The sequence below is a fragment of the Paenibacillus brevis genome (assembly GCF_018919145.1).
In the GTDB taxonomy this organism is placed as follows: domain Bacteria; phylum Bacillota; class Bacilli; order Paenibacillales; family Paenibacillaceae; genus Fontibacillus; species Fontibacillus brevis.
This window is the reverse complement of record NZ_JAHLQJ010000002.1, coordinates 203259-218777: the sequence shown is the minus strand read 5'-3', so window position 1 is coordinate 218777 and position 15519 is coordinate 203259. Positions and strand designations below refer to the sequence as shown.

The 15519-nt window shown below is 51.3% G+C and carries 14 protein-coding genes; 6 read left to right on the top strand and 8 right to left on the bottom strand.

What is annotated here, in order from left to right; translation table 11 throughout:
* Positions 1 to 31 precede the first annotated feature (31 nt).
* Positions 32 to 484, bottom strand: coding sequence for a hypothetical protein (locus KQJ23_RS03165; RefSeq protein ID WP_216477227.1), 453 nt, complete (start codon positions 482 to 484; stop codon positions 32 to 34).
* A 231-nt stretch (positions 485 to 715) separates the two neighbouring features.
* Here KQJ23_RS03165 and KQJ23_RS03160 point away from each other — a divergent pair, with 231 nt between their 5' ends.
* The 6 genes from KQJ23_RS03160 (at position 716) to KQJ23_RS03135 (ending at position 5776) form a co-directional block, all read left to right on the top strand.
* Positions 716 to 877, top strand: a complete 162-nt coding sequence (locus tag KQJ23_RS03160) for an RAxF-45 family protein (RefSeq protein WP_216477226.1) — start codon at positions 716 to 718, stop codon at positions 875 to 877.
* A gap of 96 nt (positions 878 to 973) precedes the next feature.
* The gene (gene abc-f / locus KQJ23_RS03155) at positions 974 to 2962 is read left to right on the top strand and encodes a ribosomal protection-like ABC-F family protein (RefSeq protein ID WP_216477225.1); all 1989 of its coding nucleotides are present in this window, start codon (positions 974 to 976) and stop codon (positions 2960 to 2962) included.
* 145 nt (positions 2963 to 3107) lie between these two features.
* Positions 3108 to 4397: an ArnT family glycosyltransferase gene (locus tag KQJ23_RS03150; RefSeq protein ID WP_249529466.1), complete on the top strand. Its 1290-nt coding sequence runs from the start codon at positions 3108 to 3110 to the stop codon at positions 4395 to 4397.
* Positions 4394 to 5101 carry a glycosyltransferase family 2 protein gene (locus KQJ23_RS03145; RefSeq protein ID WP_216477224.1) on the top strand — a complete coding sequence of 236 codons (708 nt, stop codon included), beginning with the start codon at positions 4394 to 4396 and terminating at the stop codon, positions 5099 to 5101. Before KQJ23_RS03150 ends, KQJ23_RS03145 begins: the two co-directional genes overlap by 4 nt.
* Positions 5098 to 5445 (top strand): DUF2304 domain-containing protein, encoded by a 348-nt coding sequence (locus KQJ23_RS03140; protein ID WP_216477223.1) that lies wholly within the window; start codon positions 5098 to 5100, stop codon positions 5443 to 5445. Before KQJ23_RS03145 ends, KQJ23_RS03140 begins: the two co-directional genes overlap by 4 nt.
* Positions 5429 to 5776, top strand: a complete 348-nt coding sequence (locus tag KQJ23_RS03135; RefSeq protein ID WP_216477222.1) for an EamA family transporter — start codon at positions 5429 to 5431, stop codon at positions 5774 to 5776. Before KQJ23_RS03140 ends, KQJ23_RS03135 begins: the two co-directional genes overlap by 17 nt.
* 114 nt (positions 5777 to 5890) lie before the next feature.
* Here the strand turns inward: KQJ23_RS03135 and KQJ23_RS03130 are convergent, their stop codons facing one another.
* The 7 genes from KQJ23_RS03130 to cidR all read right to left on the bottom strand — a co-directional run bounded on the left by KQJ23_RS03130 (position 5891) and on the right by cidR (position 15454).
* Positions 5891 to 7378 (bottom strand): methyl-accepting chemotaxis protein, encoded by a 1488-nt coding sequence (locus tag KQJ23_RS03130; RefSeq protein WP_216477221.1) that lies wholly within the window; start codon positions 7376 to 7378, stop codon positions 5891 to 5893.
* A gap of 126 nt (positions 7379 to 7504) precedes the next feature.
* Complete coding sequence (locus KQJ23_RS03125) at positions 7505 to 9400, bottom strand: ABC transporter ATP-binding protein (RefSeq protein ID WP_216477220.1); 1896 nt, start codon at positions 9398 to 9400, stop codon at positions 7505 to 7507.
* Complete coding sequence (locus tag KQJ23_RS03120; RefSeq protein ID WP_216477219.1) at positions 9397 to 11124, bottom strand: ABC transporter ATP-binding protein; 1728 nt, start codon at positions 11122 to 11124, stop codon at positions 9397 to 9399. The genes KQJ23_RS03125 and KQJ23_RS03120 overlap by 4 nt, the downstream gene beginning before the upstream one ends.
* Positions 11125 to 11421: 297 nt before the next feature.
* On the bottom strand, positions 11422 to 11886 hold the full coding sequence (locus KQJ23_RS03115) for a MarR family winged helix-turn-helix transcriptional regulator (protein ID WP_216477218.1): 465 nt from the start codon (positions 11884 to 11886) through the stop codon (positions 11422 to 11424).
* A gap of 198 nt (positions 11887 to 12084) precedes the next feature.
* On the bottom strand, positions 12085 to 12942 hold the full coding sequence (gene pdaA / locus KQJ23_RS03110; RefSeq protein ID WP_216477217.1) for a delta-lactam-biosynthetic de-N-acetylase: 858 nt from the start codon (positions 12940 to 12942) through the stop codon (positions 12085 to 12087).
* A 76-nt stretch (positions 12943 to 13018) separates the two neighbouring features.
* Positions 13019 to 14425, bottom strand: coding sequence for a branched-chain amino acid transporter BcaP (gene bcaP, locus KQJ23_RS03105; protein WP_216477216.1), 1407 nt, complete (start codon positions 14423 to 14425; stop codon positions 13019 to 13021).
* A gap of 123 nt (positions 14426 to 14548) precedes the next feature.
* On the bottom strand, positions 14549 to 15454 hold the full coding sequence (cidR, locus tag KQJ23_RS03100) for a cidABC operon transcriptional activator CidR (RefSeq protein WP_216477215.1): 906 nt from the start codon (positions 15452 to 15454) through the stop codon (positions 14549 to 14551).
* Positions 15455 to 15519 lie beyond the last annotated feature (65 nt).

The following is a 15519-nucleotide window of genomic DNA, read 5'->3' as shown; positions in this document are numbered from 1 at the left end:
AGCCGGGGATCATCCTATATAGGAGAACAGGTCAGGCAATATATTGTCTGGCCTGTTCCTCTGCGATGACTTCACGATATGCACTCAACGAGTGTCCCACTACAACCTCCAGCATCTCCATGGAGGCCGCCGGCAGCAATTGTCTTGCGTAATTCCAGGCGTTCTCCTCAATCTGCAGGGCAAGGCGGCTGCGCTCCAATAGAGATTCACTGGCATCCATCGAATCACTGAGTTCGGACAACTGGGGGTCCTGCGCATGTCCCAATTCATGGGCAAGCACAATTCGCAGAAGCTGCTTACAGAGCGATAACGACGCCGAGCCAAACATAATGCGGCATTGCTTACGAATTTCATAGAGATACAGGGTTACGCTATGGTCGGAAATACTGTATTTCCCTCCTACATTCCTGCCGCCGGGGAACCGATGCTTCAATCGGATTTGGGCCTGGCTGCCGGATTGTTTCAATAGCTGCTTTACGATCATTCTGGCATTTAAGGTATACAAATTAAAACTCCTTGCTGTACGGAAATAAAGTTAAATCTTACTCTGGACATAAGCTCGGCGATGACGGCCGACGCATCTTAGAATGATTATAGAGAACTGTGCTCTGAAAAAAAACAAGCAAGCCGCCTTCTTTTTTCGTTCTGCTTGCATAATAAGAGCTCTCGTCATATAATCTCCATATCTTGTTATTTCGAAAAGGAGGTGGGGAAAGTGGATCGCAATTTAGTATGGAATCGAGTCAGCCAATTGCCTATGGCATTATCTGGCATTGTTCATGTTCAGACCTTCAACGGGATTAGTCTGTCCATTTTTACAAACTCGATATCCAAATCCAATTGCGAAAACCCGCTCCTCCCCTGCCTCACGGACTGATTTAGTCACTGTGCGCGCTAGAAGGCTGCAGGAATTTCCTGCAGCCTTTTTTGTTGTCCTGGCAGGTTTTCCGGAGCGGTTGAAAGGAGAATCTCCATGATGATTCAAGGTCAAAACATTCAAAAATATTACGGTGCCGAGCTGGTGCTGCAAGACGTCACATTCGAGGTCAAGGAAGGAGAACGGGTAGGACTGGTCGGTCGAAATGGCACCGGCAAGACGACACTGCTTCGCCTGTTGACAGGAGAGGAATCGCCTGACCAAGGGCAGATCATGATCCGAAAGGACGCCGTCATTGCCTCCCTGGCGCAAATTCCGGATTACGGGCTGGAGGAAACCGTCCTTGGCGTACTTCGTTCCCCTTATAAGCGTCAATTAGAGGCATTGCAGGATATGCGCCGCCTGGAGACCGAGATGAGCAGCCTGAACGGGACGGCCGGTGAGGAGCAGAAGATGAACAGTCTGCTCCAGCAATACGGACGGCTGCAGGAGTCGTTTGAGCAGGGCGGCGGTTACAGCATGGATTCCGAGATCGACCGGGTTGCCGCCGGGATCGGGATTCCCCGCTCCTATTTCGATCGTCCATTCTCTTCCCTCTCCGGCGGGGAGAAGACCAAGGTCGGCCTGGCAGTGATTCTTCTCCAGCGGCCTGACTTACTGCTGCTGGATGAGCCAACAAACCACCTCGACATGACGGCTATCGAGTGGCTGGAAGAGTTCTTAAGAGATTACACCGGGACAGTGATCGTCGTCTCCCATGACCGCTACTTCCTTGATGCAGTTGTACAGAAAATTATCGAGTTGGAGGATGGCGAGGCGTTCACCTATCATTACAGCTACAGCCGTTACAAGGAGGAGAAGGAAGCCCGCCTGCTCCAGCAGTTTGCCGATTATCAAGAACAGCAGAAGAAAATCAAAAAAATGCAGGAGACGATCAAGCAATTGATCGAATGGGGCAACCGTTCTAATCCGCCGAATCCGGGATTCCACCGCCGGGCTGCTTCCATGCAGAAGGCGCTGGACCGCATGGTGAAGCTGAAGCGCCCGATTCTGGAACGCAAGCGGATGGAGCTTCAACTGGATCCTTCGGATCGTTCGGGCAAGGATGCAATCATTCTGCGGGAGCTTAGCCACTCTGTTGCTGAGAGACAGCTGTACCAAGGGATCAGCCAGACGCTCCGCTACGGGGAGCGAGCCGTGCTGATCGGCGGCAACGGAACAGGCAAGAGCACCTTGATGAAAAGCATTCTAGGCCTGATCCAGCCCGATGAGGGCGAGGCCAAGCTCGGGGCCCGGGTTGAGCCGGGCTATCTGGCTCAGGAATCCGCGCCGGCCGAGGAGAACGGAAGTGTCCTCGACTACTTCCGCAGAGAGCTCGGCATGGAGACCGGGGAAGCCCGCGGCCAACTGGCCCGCTTCCTCTTCTATGGCAGCGATGTGTTCAAGAAGGTGCAGAGCTTGTCCGGCGGCGAGTGGACCCGCCTGCGGCTGGCGATGCTGATGTATCGCAAGCCGAATCTGCTGCTGCTCGACGAGCCGACGAATCATCTGGATATCGAATCCAGAGAAGCGCTGGAGGAGACGCTGGAGGAGTATCCCGGCACCTTGCTGGCGATTTCGCATGATCGCTACTTCATCAATAAGGTGGCCGGCCAGGTCTGGTCGCTGGCGGACGGATCGATGACCGTCACGCCGGGCGACTATGATGATTACCGGGCGGAGCGGGCCCGCAGAGGAGCTGCCGCTGCTGAAGCGGCAGAGACTGGCGGGAGCGCCCGGGCACAGCAAAGCCCCGGCGGTGGCACGCAGAGCCGTGCCGCCGGGGCGAAGGACGCCTTGCCGCCGCACAGCGGTGCGGGTGCGCGCGGCAAGGCCGCGAATCCAGCCGCAGTGCAGCGGCTGGAGCGCGAGATTGCCGCCGCCGAAGCGGAGCTGGCGGCGGTGGATGCGGCGATGCTCGAGCCGCAGAATGCTCGCGATGCCGGGCAGCTGAGCGAGCTGCTGGCCGAGCGGGAGAGCTGCTCGGGACGGCTGGACCAGCTGCTGGAGCAATATTTTTCGCTGCTTGAGGAAGAAGAAAAATAAAGGCTGGATTCCCCTTATGTTGCGTTGTGGCCGCAAATGGGTACTAAATAAGAGTTTGATTTCAGATGGATAAAAATGGATAGGACATGTTATAATGGAATATACAGGAAATAAAACAAAGAGAACTGTAAGGAGTTGAGACCTGTTGCTTCCAACCACAGAGACCAGCCGCAGCCACAGGCGGCTTCTCGCAGGTTTGATCGCCTTAGTCGGTGCTCTGTCCTGCATTATTGTACTTATGTATCACGATTATTTTCTGCTGGGAGACCCGGTTCAGCCGAATAACGATGACGTGAAATATATCCAGAGCGCCCGATTGCTGCTCAATGAGGGCGTTCTGGCCTATAACACGAAGGAGCGCCCTTCCGCATTCATTATGCCGGGCATGCCTGTTCTGCTGGGCGGCTTCATGGCCGTATTCGGCCAAGAGCAGGGCGGTGTAATTGCCTTCCGCCTGTACCAATGCTTGCTTCAGGCCTTTTCAATTTATCTGATCTATTTTATTGGACGCAAAGTGTTCTCGCCAAGGGCCGGCTTGATTGCAGCCATTATCAGCGCCTTTTATATGCCGGATTACTTCGCCTCGGGAGTGATTCTATCTGAGGGTACGTTTCGGACGCTGCTGCTGCTACTGGTCTGCGTAACCTTGATTGCACGGGAGAAGAACCGAACCTGGCTCTATGTCTTAATCGGTATTTTGACGGCAGCCGCTGCCTATTTTAAGCCGCATGCCTCCCTCTACCCCGCTGTTTTTCTAGTAATCTGGTATGTAGACAAGCTCTCCTGGCGGCAAGCCGTCAAGTATTTGTCTGTGATGACGGGCGTGTATGTCTTGCTGTTATGCCCATGGTGGATTCGTAATTGGCTCACCTTTCACGAATGGATTACGTTCACGAACTCCGGAGGGAGCCCGTTCTTGCTTGGAACCCGAATCTATGGACAGCTTCCGCCTCCCGGATTCTTTGAGGAGTATCCTCGGTATTCGCCGGAGACTCTGTTCCAAGGGGCAGATCATACAGCTGTGCAAAAGGGCCTGGACATTCTCTCTTACGGACTGCGTCATGAACCGCTGAAGTATATCTATTGGCTCACGCTGGGAAGATGGATCGAGCTGTATTTCCACCCCTTCTATTCCCGGCCGATCTGGCCGATAACCCGTCCGATCATGGCTGCCCTTCAGATTCTGCTGATGCTCGGTAACATGGCGGGGATCGCTTGGGCCATGTTCAAACGGGGTTTCCTTCGGCTGCTCCCGCTCTGGCTTGCGTTGGGCTATTTTACCGTTATTTATATGCCGTTCGTGGCTTTTGGCCGCTATGGCTATCCCAATATGGCCCTATTGATCCTGTTCGCAGCCGGATTGATCGATGGAATTCTGGCGTATCGTCAAACACCGTCTCTCAAGACCGATAGAAGGAGGACTTCTTCATCATGAAAATCCTGATTATCATCCCGGCATATAATGAGGAAGCCAGCATCTCCTCGGTCATTGCAGATATTCGGCAGCATGTGCCGGATGCGGATATTGTCGTTGTTAATGACGGCTCACGCGACAGAACCGAGCAGCTTGCCGAAGCTGCGGGCGCCCGTGTGCTCACGCTTCCGTACAACGTGGGAATTGGCGGCGGCATGCAGACAGGTTACATCTATGCCCAGCGAATGGGGTATGATGTCGCCATCCAAATGGATGCCGACGGACAGCATCCAGCCAAGGAACTGCCGAAGCTGATTGCCGAAATCGGGGCTTATGATCTCGTGATCGGGTCGCGGTATACGGAGACCACTTCCTACCGCTCCTCGCGGATGCGGCGGCTAGGCATGCTTTTCTTCTCGGGGCTAGTTACACTCGTCACGGGACAGCGGTTCACCGATACGACAAGCGGGTTCCGTGCAGCGGGACGTAAAGCGATTGACCTGTATGCCCGCTACTATCCTATAGATTATCCGGAGGTAGAGTCCATCGTCTATCTGAAGCGAAGCGGCTGCCGGATAGCTGAGGTATCCACAGAGATGCATCGGCGGAAGGCGGGGCGTTCCTCGATTACCCCTTGGAAATCGGTCTATTATATGGTAAAAGTTACTTTAGCGGTATTGATGAGCGCGATGCGTTACAGCAGATCGGCGGTGTCCCGGTCATGAGTATCTATGCCTTGTCGATTATACTGGCCTTCTCGTTCCTCATGCTCGTTCTGGAGCTGGTTCGCAGGCAGAAGCTTAGAGAGCAGTACTCCTTGCTGTGGATTCTGTTCAGTGTGGTTCTTGTCACTGTATCGCTTAATATATCGTTCATCGAATGGATCGCGAACCGGTTCGGCGTGAAATACGCTCCCGCCATTCTGTTTCTGTTCGGACTGCTGTTCTGCTTCACGATTATTCTTCATCTAACCATCGTCTTAACCAAGCTGACCGCCCAAGTGCTGCGTCTGACTCAGGAGTTGACGATTCTCAAGGAGCGCGATTCGCTGCATGGACAGAATGATTAGCTACCTTCTTTTATTAGGAAATATTGTGCTTCTGGTTACTGGACAAGTATTATTCAAAGTTGGTCTCGCCCGCACCGGCGGCCTGAATTGGGGGAAGCTGGTTACTTCACCGGCCGTTCTCGGCGGAATTATGCTCTATGCCGTGGCTACCGTTCTGTGGTTCGCCGTGCTTACCCGGCTGCCGTTAAGCGTCGCCTATCCTATGCAGGCCTTTGCTTATGTGCTCGCTATGATCCCGGCTTATTTTCTCTTTCACGAATCAATAACCGCTTCGAAGGCTGCCGGAGTGGCGGTTATCCTGTTCGGAGTCTACTTGCTGGCGAGATCGTGATTCAATAGCTTCGCGAATAAATAGAGAATCTGCTCATAAGCGCTTAATCGCATAGTTTACGTTGAAGAGGGTGTCCCGGTCATCTGCCGATGATTTGGACACCCTCTTCTGCGATTACCTCTCCATGACGATCAATTGCTTCACTGCCTGGTCGGTCTCTTCGATCCGCTGGACCATCGGCTCATTTTGCGAGGTAAGGCTATCGACTGTTGCAAGCAGTTCTTCCAGCGTTGCCGAGGATTGTTGAATGACAGCAACAAAGTCATTCACTGCCTGCTCCACATATTCACTGGCGTTCTTGACTCCTCCAACCTTCGAGGAGATTGACTCCGCGTCCTCCGACAGCTCCGATACGTAGCTATCGATCACCTGAAAGTTACGTCTGGTCTGCTCAACAAGCTCCAGGCTCTGCTGCATGCTGGTTACATTTTCGTTCAGACGAACCTGCGAGAGATCGGCTTGCCGTGTGGCCTGCCCGATATTGTCCGTGATTTGCTTTGCGGAATCATTCGTCAACTCGGCAAGCTTGCGAATCTCATTAGCTACCACCTCAAAGCCCCGCCCCTGCTCGCCTGCACGGGCTGCTTCAATACTGGCATTGAGCGACAGCAACCCGGTCTGGCTTGCAATCTCCTGAATAGAGCTGGTCAGCTCGTCAATTCGATGGATATTCACAATCAATGCCTGAATATCCTGCTTCATTTCATCCATGTTCAGATGGAATTGATCAATCGTCCGGGTCAGGCCCTCCACAACTTCCGCTCCCGTCTCAGAGGCATCCTTCGTAGCCGCCACGGAGCCTACGAGCCTGGTGAGCGAGCCAAGCATCTCGGTTATTTTCTGATTGGAAGCATACATCTGCTCCGAAATATTCGCGATGGTCTCGGCTTGAACCGCCGAGCCGCTGGTCATTTCCTGGAAGGCTGTATTCATTTCCCTGAAGGCTTGCTGATTATCATGGCCCATCGTCCGAATCTCGCCTAGAGTCTCGGAAATGGTCAGCGTAGCCGACTTTATCATTTTTTCCCGTTCATATTCCTTATGAAGCGATTCATTGGATTCCTTACTGTATCCAACCAATGATTCCATCATTTCACGGCCATATTTGGATTGGGTAGCCAAGAAGGAGGAAATAAGGACGAAATAGAATAATACTGCAAACGAATCGGCAAGGACGTCCGTTCTGTCCGCTGTCATTATAAAATTAAAGATAATGACGCCCAGTCCTGCGGACAACGCACTCCAGGCGATATGGCGCCGATGATGAATCACGCCGAGGCTGAGCAGAAAGAATGCCGTGATCGAGTTGCCGATACTCCCTCCTGTCTGGATGATCAGCTCTACAGTGATCAAAAAAATCGCCCAGATCACAATGACCGGTATCCATTTTTCGAATCGTCTGAACTTATGAGCCCACCAAATAAAAATACAGATCAGGATGTAGGGGGCTATAATGCCGACCCTGACTCCAGCCTCTCCGCTTAATCCGACCACACTGAAGGTGGACAGGACCGTCAGAGCGGTAAAAATGATACATAGCAGCCGGTTCCTCTTGCGAAAATCTTGATAGTACAGTTCTTCCTGAGTCGATAAAGCTGTCATATAATGCCTCCTGTAGGTCTAGTTGCTTGCTAATAAAATATCGGAGAAAAATGTCGAAATTTGAGGGTTGTAGTAAAAAAGAGCCATGGCCAGAGGCACATGGCTCTTAGATGATGAGGTTTGCTATTAACCAACTTCCTGATCGAAGCCGCCTTTGGAGAACTGGCTATTGTAGAGGTCAGCATAGAAGCCGCCTTTAGCCAGAAGCTCTTCATGATTGCCTTGTTCGATCACGGAACCATGATTCATGACCAGGATCAGATCAGCATCCTTAATGGTGGACAGGCGGTGAGCGATAACAAAGCTCGTTCTGCCCTTCATTAATTCGTTCATGGCCTTCTGGATATAGACCTCGGTCCGGGTATCGACGCTGCTGGTTGCTTCATCCAGAATAAGCACCGCCGGATCAGCCAAAATTGCGCGGGCAATGGTCAGGAGTTGCTTCTGCCCTTGCGAAATATTCGAGGCTTCTTCATTCAGAATCGTGTCATAGCCTCCCGGAAGTGTACGGATAAAGTGATCTGCATGCGCTGTCTTGGCTGCGCGGATGACTTCCGCCTCTGTCGCCCCTTCGCGCCCATATGCAATATTATCGCGAATGGTTCCGTTAAAGAGCCATGTATCCTGGAGCACCATGCCGAACAGCGAACGCAATTCCCCGCGTTTCATCTCCGTAATATTCACGCCATCAATCGTAATTGCCCCGTCATTCAATTCGTAGAAACGCATGAGCAGATTGATCAGGGTTGTCTTCCCGGCACCCGTCGGACCAACGATTGCCACCATCTGGCCCGGGCTGACTTCAATGTTCATATCCGGGATCAGCGGCTGCTTGCCTTCATAACCAAACTTCACATGCTCGAATGCTACGCGCCCTTGCGGTTCAGGCAGCGAGATAGGCTTGGCAGCCTCTTGCACTTCTTCCTCTTCATCCAGAATTTCAAATACACGCTCTGCCGAAGCCACCGTAGATTGGATAATGTTGGCGATATTCGCTGTCTGGGTAATCGGCTGCGTAAATTGTCTTGAATACTGGATAAAGGCTTGCACATCCCCGATTGTAATCGACTGCTTCGTGACCAATATCCCGCCTACAACTGCAACGAGCACATAACCGATATTCCCGATGAAGCCCATGATCGGCATGATCATCCCTGAGATAAATTGCGCCTTCCAGCCTGCTTCATACAATCGGCCGTTAATCTCATCAAATTGTTCCAGCGATTTCTTCTCTCTTCCAAACACTTTAATGACCTTGTGGCCGGTATACATTTCTTCAACGTGACCATTCAATTTCCCCAACTCAGCCTGCTGGCGCACGAACTGCTTCTGCGAACGCTTGGCGAAGGAACTGATCGCCACAATGCTGACCGGCAGGGTAAGTACCGCAATCAATGTCAGGAGCGGGCTAATGGTCAGCATCATGACCAGAACACCGATCAACGTCAGGATGGAGGTGATCAATTGAGTCAGACTCTGTTGCAAGGTGGAGCTGATGTTGTCCACATCATTCGTCACCCGGCTTAGTGTCTCCCCATGTGTTCTGGCATCGTAGTATTTCAATGGAAGCCGGGACAGCTTATCATTGACCTCGCGCCGCAGGTCATAGACGGTCTTCTGTGCAACTCCTGCCATCAGGAACTGCTGAAAGTAGCTGAACAATGCGCTTAATACATAGAAGGCCAGCAGAATCAGAATGATATGCCATATATATTGGAAATCAATCGTAGCATCAGGTACTCCCTGAAATTTTGCCATAATGCCTTCAAACAGCTTGGTGGTTGCCTTTCCCATAATTTTCGGGCTGACAATGCTGAAAATCGTACTGATAATCGCCATGACAAGCACAGCAATCAATTGTACCTTATGCGGCCGCAAATAACGGATCAACCGCTTCAGGGTACCCTTGAAATCCTTTGCCTTCTCAACCGGCATTCCCATTCCCGGTCCTCCATGGGGACCGCCCGGTCTTGGACCTCGTCCTCGCTGTGCGGATGGCTGGTGTCTGTTATTCTGACTCATGCAATCTCCTCCTCCGACAGCTGGGAATATACAATCTCGCGGTAGACTTCACATGATTCCATCAGCTCGGCATGCGTACCGATACCGGCAACCTGGCTCTCGTTCAGCACGATAATCCGGTCGGCATCCAGCACGGTGCTTACCCGCTGGGCCACGATAATCACCGTCGATTCTCGAGTTTCGTTCTTCAAGGCCGCGCGCAGCTTCGCATCCGTCTTGAAATCCAGTGCGGAGAAGCTATCGTCAAAGATGTATACCTCCGCTCCGCGCACAAGCGCTCTGGCGATGGATAGCCGCTGCTTCTGGCCTCCCGATACATTCGATCCGCCCTGGGCAATGATGGATTCATAGCCTTGCTCCATCTCGGTAATAAAGCCCGATGCTTGAGCTACCTCTGCAGCGCGGCGAATCTCCTCGTCGCTGGCATCTTCTTTTCCGTAACGAATGTTCTCTGCAATCGTACCGGTAAACAACACCGCCTGCTGAGGAACAAAGCCGATCTTCGAGCGCAGTTCCTCCTGGGAGAGCTCTCTAACGTCTATGCCGTCAACCATGACCCTTCCGCTGTCTACATCATAGAAGCGCGGGATCAGGCTGATTAATGTTGATTTACCGGACCCGGTTCCTCCAATGATCGCCGTAACCTCACCCGGCTTGGCACTGAAGGAGATGTTCTGAATGGCGGGCTGTTCGGCTCCCGGATAGCTGAAGGTGACATTATCGAACTCGACGTATCCCTTCAGTGCACCAGCAGAAGCTCTTGAAGCCGCATCCTTAATCACCGGTTCCATGTCCAGCACCTCTCTGATCCGGACTGCAGAGGCCTGGGCGCGCGGAATCATGACGAACATCATGGATACCATAATTAATGAGAACAGAATTTGCATGGCATACTGCAGGAAGGCCATAAGATCGCCGACCTCCATGTGTCCTGAATCAATTCTTAATCCCCCGAACCAGATGATCGCAATAGAGGAGACATTCATAACCAGCATCATCAGCGGCATCATCAGCGCCATAATCTTATTGACGCGGATCGCCGTGTCCGTCAGATCCCGGTTCGCTTGATCGAACCGCTTCTGCTCATGTCCCATGCGGTTAAAGGCGCGAATGACCCGAATCCCTGTCAACTCCTCGCGGAGCACCAGGTTCAGACGGTCAATCTTCTTCTGGATCGCCTTGAACAGCGGCAACCCTTTTCTCGCGATCAGAAAAATCGCCAGCGCAAGCACCGGCATAATGACAATCAAGGTCAGCGACAGCGTCGCATCCTTTGAGACAGCCATAATAATTCCGCCGATGCACATCATCGGTGCCATAATCATCATACGAAGCATCATGATCAGCACTTGCTGGACCTGGGTAATATCGTTGGTCGTACGGGTAATCAATGAAGCTGTCCCGACCTTATCGAATTCCTCCAACGAAAAGTTGGATACATGACCGAATACCTTCCCGCGGAGCGTTCTCCCAAAGCCGGAGGCCGCCTTCGCGGAGAAAAGGCTTGAGCCGACAGAGCAAATCATTCCGCCCAGTGCGACAAGCAGCATAACGCCGCCCACCTTCCAGATATATTCGGTATCTCCATTTACGACCCCGGTGTCCACAATATCAGACATCAATGTCGGCAAATACAGCTCCGTCAAGGTCTGGAAAAATACCAGAACCAATACGGCTGCTACAAGCCAGCGGTATGGCTTCAAATGTTGAAGCAGCTTCATCATTCCTATCAGCTCCACTTTCTCGATAAAATCTCTGATCGTATCTATATAAGTTCAACTACTGAATTTTACGTTCTGGGGGCAATGTGTGAAGTGTTCTTACGATCACTGTTGATCGCCGGATTTCTCTTAATTGAACTAAGATATTATACAGTAGAAATCCACTCACAAAGGCGAACGCTTACGCTCTATGCTTTCGAAGTAGCTTTCTTACAGAAAGCTTGTAACACTTCACACTTATGCCCCTTTCTACGTATATGCCCCTTTCTACGTAACTTTTAAAGTTCAACTTATATAGCGTTACTCTTTCTCTGGCTTCACATGCTTCCGTTCCATAAATTGATAGATCATTTCAAGCGTATCGATAAATTCCTCACTGCGCTCTTCACCCAAGAAGTCCTTTAATTCCTGAAAGCGCCGGAGCCGCGATTCCCTTGCTTTCTTGGTGAACCTGCTTCCTTCCTCCGTCAATCTGACACGCACTACACGCCGATCATCCTGATCATTGTAACGATGCACAAGTCCCTGCGTTTCCAGACTCTTGATTAACGGTGTCACTGTCGGAGAACTGATCTGCAGAAAGCTGCTAATCTCCGATACCGTAACCCCCTCCGGCTGTTCAGAGCATCCTGACTGGACAGCAAACAGTATTCTGATCTCACTTGGCTTGAGGCCCCCCGTCTCGAAGTTACGCCAATCGGCTCTCCCGAATCTTCTGAGTATCTCCATCAGACGGCGGGTCTGGAGATCCTTGATCCTGTCCACCTGATCACCTTCTTTTCTTATTGTTTAAGATATTTAATAGTTAGGTAACCTATTTATTAGCAGACCTAATTATAGGAGCCCGCTTGATGATTGTCAAGCAAATACTCAGAAGTTTATACGTCCTGATATCAAAAAAATAAGACAGGGAGCCTTGCTGCGCCGGTGAAATCATCACCTCTGGCACTGCTCCCTGTCTTATTATGGTGTGCCGAATCCGGCCTTCCTCTTCAGTGATAATTCATCCAGCGTTTTAAATTCATAACCCTGGCGTCTGGCTTCATCAATGATGGATGATAGGGCCTCCGCGTTATCCCTGGATACAGAGTGCAGCAGCAGCACCGCTCCCGGGTGAAGCTGGGCGATGACCTTATGATAAGCGTACGAGGCTCCCTTTTGATCATTGACGTCCCAATCCTTGTAGGCCAGTGACCAGAATACGTTCGTATAGCCCAGCTCTTTCGTAACTCTGAGCACATGCTCGCTGAAGATGCCGCGAGGCGGGCGCAAGTACCGCATTTGATCCGTCCCTGTCAGTGGGGAAGCCGCTGCTTTAACCCGATCCAGCTCCTCCTTGATCTTCCCGTCGGCGAGGGTGGTCATATCCGGATGACTCCAGGAGTGGTTACCGACGATATGCCCCTCTTCCGCCATACGCTTCACCAGCTCCGGCTGGTCCTTCACATAATGTCCTGTCACAAAAAAGGCTGCGGGAACCTTCTTGGCTTTTAGTACATCCAGAATTGGCGCTGTATATCCATTCTCGTAGCCGTTATCAAAGGTAAGGAACAACTCCTTACGGCTGGTATCCCCCGTAAAAACAGCATCATAGCGATCAACAATCGTCTTGAAGCCTTCTTCATTAATGGAGGGAAGCTGACCATTCACACTTCGCTTGAAGCCGAAATGATAGGGCTGGTTCTCGGAGGCAGAAGCTGTCTGTTCAACCTCATTGAGGCTGACAGGTATTGCAGGCAAGCAAGAGGCAACTGCTGCCGCCGGCTGAATGAGCAACGTACAGCTCAATATAGCCGATATCAAGGCGAACCTTTCCAGCATGAGGGAATCTCTCCTTCATTGTAGATGTGCAAGCTCCGCCTTAATTTCTTCATTTTGCGTACGGAATATACATGAATCAAGAGTTTCCTTTGTCTTTGGCCAAGAGACTGTGCTTATATCCATAGAAGAAGTAAACGCATAAGCCAATTGCCATCCAGATCAGAAATGCAATCCACGTGATCCGCGGAAGGCTGATCAGCAAGTATCCGCAGGTTAAGGCGGCAATAATCGGAATAAAGGGCACGAGCGGTACTCTGAAGGATCGTTCCAGGTCGGCTCGCGTCTTGCGCAGGATGATAATTCCCACCGATACGGAGATGAAGGCAAATAAAGTCCCGATACTAACCAAATCTGCGAGCCTATTGAGCGGGATCAAGCCGGCAAAGAGGGCCACAATCACCCCGGTCACCCAGGTGCTGAATTCCGGTGCGCCTGATTTGGGGTTCACTTTGGATAATTTTTTTGGCAGCAAGCCATCCCGGCCGATCGCAAAGAACAGACGGGTCTGTCCAAATAAGAGAACAAATAATACCGTCGTGATGCCGACAATAGCACCAAGGGAAATAAACCCGGCCACCCAATCTTGATGAATATACTGCAACGCAAAGGCAACCGGATTTTTGACATCAAGAAGATGATATGGAACCATGCCGGTCAATACGGCGGTAACCAGGATATAGAGCAAGGAGCATACCGCCAGTGACCAAAGAATGCCTTGAGGCAAATCCTTTTGCGGATTTCGTACTTCCTCAGCGGCCGTTGCAACCACATCGAAGCCGATATAGGACAGAAAGGCAGTCGCAGCGCCGGTCACGACTCCGCTAAACCCAAACGGCATAAACGGGGTCCAATTGGACGGCTTCACATAAAAGACACCCACAATAATAAAGAGGATGATGACCGCTATTTTGACAACGACCATGATCGCATTTAATCGTGTCGATTCCTTGGCTCCTCTGGATACCACGAAGGTAAGCAACAGGACAATTAACACGGCCGGCAGATCGAAATAGGTGCCGGCGGCGGGATTAAATGCGCTGCTGATTGCCTTGGGCAGGTCCAGCCCAAGCCCGGACAGCAAGCCTTGAAAATACCCGGACCAACCACTTGCCACCATGGACGCAGCAAAGCCATATTCCAGAATTAAATCCCATCCCAGCACCCAGGCAAAAATCTCTCCGAACGTAGCGTAGCTGTAAGTATATGCACTTCCAGATACCGGAACCATGGAGGCGAATTCCGCATAGCAAAGCGCACAAAAGGCGCAAACAATGCCCGCAAGCAGGAAGGACAGGATCAAGCCTGGCCCCGCATGATTCGCAGCCGCAACTCCCGTTAACACGAAGATTCCGGTCCCGACCACACAGCCAACGCCCAGCATCGTCAAGTCAAAGACGCCCAGCTCCTTCTTCATGCCCTTCGCACTGCTTGCCGCCTTCTCCTGCAGCATCTCGGTAATCGACTTTTTTCTAAATATACTCATTTTGAGTTTATCCCCTAATTCTTTCATTGTATTTTCTTTCACAAGTCGTAATTATAATAAATCAAAAGGGGAGTGCATAGGTCCAAGATGGGATAAATATGAACATTTAGCGGATTTATGCTGTTAAGCTTCTCCCCTGTAATCGATTGAAGTGACAAGCATCTCTCTGGCAAACTGAATCCACTCTCTTGTGGCAAATGACAAATAACGATCTTCCCTCCATACTATACCCAATTTCCAGGGAATTACGGGATTCAGGGGAACGATCCGAACCCGCTCATCGTCAATTTCCCGGCAGATCGTCTCCGGCAGCAGCGTAATTCCAAGTCCTACTGCAACCATCTCGCTAATCAAATCCCATTGCGAGCTTTCATAGACGATGCGAGGCTGGAACCCTATCTGTGCGCAGGTTGCAATAATCCGGTCGTGCAGGGTAAAGTCCTTCCTGAATAGGACAAAGTCATCCTCTGCCAGCTCCTTCAGATGAACCTGATCCCGGCCGGATAAATGGTGTTCAGGCGGAAGCACGAGATGAAGTCTTTCTTCCACGAATGGAAAGCTGGCCAAGCCCTCCTGCAGGGTGGGCAGCACCGCAACGCCCGCATCCAGCACGCCCTCCACGACATTGGATTCCACCTTTTTGGCCCCATCCTCAAATAGCTGAATCGTAATCTTCGGATAGCGCTCATGGAATTTGCCAATCACGTTTGGGAAGAAGCTGGCTCCCACCATGGGAGGCAAGCCGATCCGCAAATGCCCTCGCTTCATATTTCTGAGATCATCCAGCTCCGCGGCCATATTGTGATATTCAGTCACAATTTGCTGCGCCTTGGAGACAATAAGCTGACCCGCATCGGTCAGTACAATTTTTTTGCCGATCCGCTCAAACAGCACCACCCCAAGCTCATCCTCCAGTCCTTTCACCGTCTTGCTAATGGTCGGCTGAGTAATATACAGCGCTTCTGCGGCCCGCGTGAAGCTTCTATGCCTGGCAACCTCAATGAGGTACTGCATTTGCTTAATATCCATACCGTTCCTCCACAATTTAATATGTATAGACAAATGGAATGATTATCATTCGTTTTATTCATTTT

What these genes read in the sequence shown, in the direction of transcription:
- KQJ23_RS03165 (WP_216477227.1), bottom strand. Translation starts at nt 484, where the DNA reads ATGATCGTAAAGCAGCTATTGAAACAATCCGGCAGCCAGGCCCAAATC.
- abc-f (WP_216477225.1), top strand. Translation starts at nt 974, where the DNA reads ATGATGATTCAAGGTCAAAACATTCAAAAATATTACGGTGCCGAGCTG.
- KQJ23_RS03145 (WP_216477224.1), top strand. Translation starts at nt 4,394, where the DNA reads ATGAAAATCCTGATTATCATCCCGGCATATAATGAGGAAGCCAGCATC.
- KQJ23_RS03140 (WP_216477223.1), top strand. Translation starts at nt 5,098, where the DNA reads ATGAGTATCTATGCCTTGTCGATTATACTGGCCTTCTCGTTCCTCATG.
- KQJ23_RS03135 (WP_216477222.1), top strand. Translation starts at nt 5,429, where the DNA reads ATGGACAGAATGATTAGCTACCTTCTTTTATTAGGAAATATTGTGCTT.
- KQJ23_RS03130 (WP_216477221.1), bottom strand. Translation starts at nt 7,378, where the DNA reads ATGACAGCTTTATCGACTCAGGAAGAACTGTACTATCAAGATTTTCGC.
- KQJ23_RS03125 (WP_216477220.1), bottom strand. Translation starts at nt 9,400, where the DNA reads ATGAGTCAGAATAACAGACACCAGCCATCCGCACAGCGAGGACGAGGT.
- KQJ23_RS03120 (WP_216477219.1), bottom strand. Translation starts at nt 11,124, where the DNA reads ATGATGAAGCTGCTTCAACATTTGAAGCCATACCGCTGGCTTGTAGCA.
- pdaA (WP_216477217.1), bottom strand. Translation starts at nt 12,942, where the DNA reads ATGCTGGAAAGGTTCGCCTTGATATCGGCTATATTGAGCTGTACGTTG.
- bcaP (WP_216477216.1), bottom strand. Translation starts at nt 14,425, where the DNA reads ATGAGTATATTTAGAAAAAAGTCGATTACCGAGATGCTGCAGGAGAAG.
- cidR (WP_216477215.1), bottom strand. Translation starts at nt 15,454, where the DNA reads ATGGATATTAAGCAAATGCAGTACCTCATTGAGGTTGCCAGGCATAGA.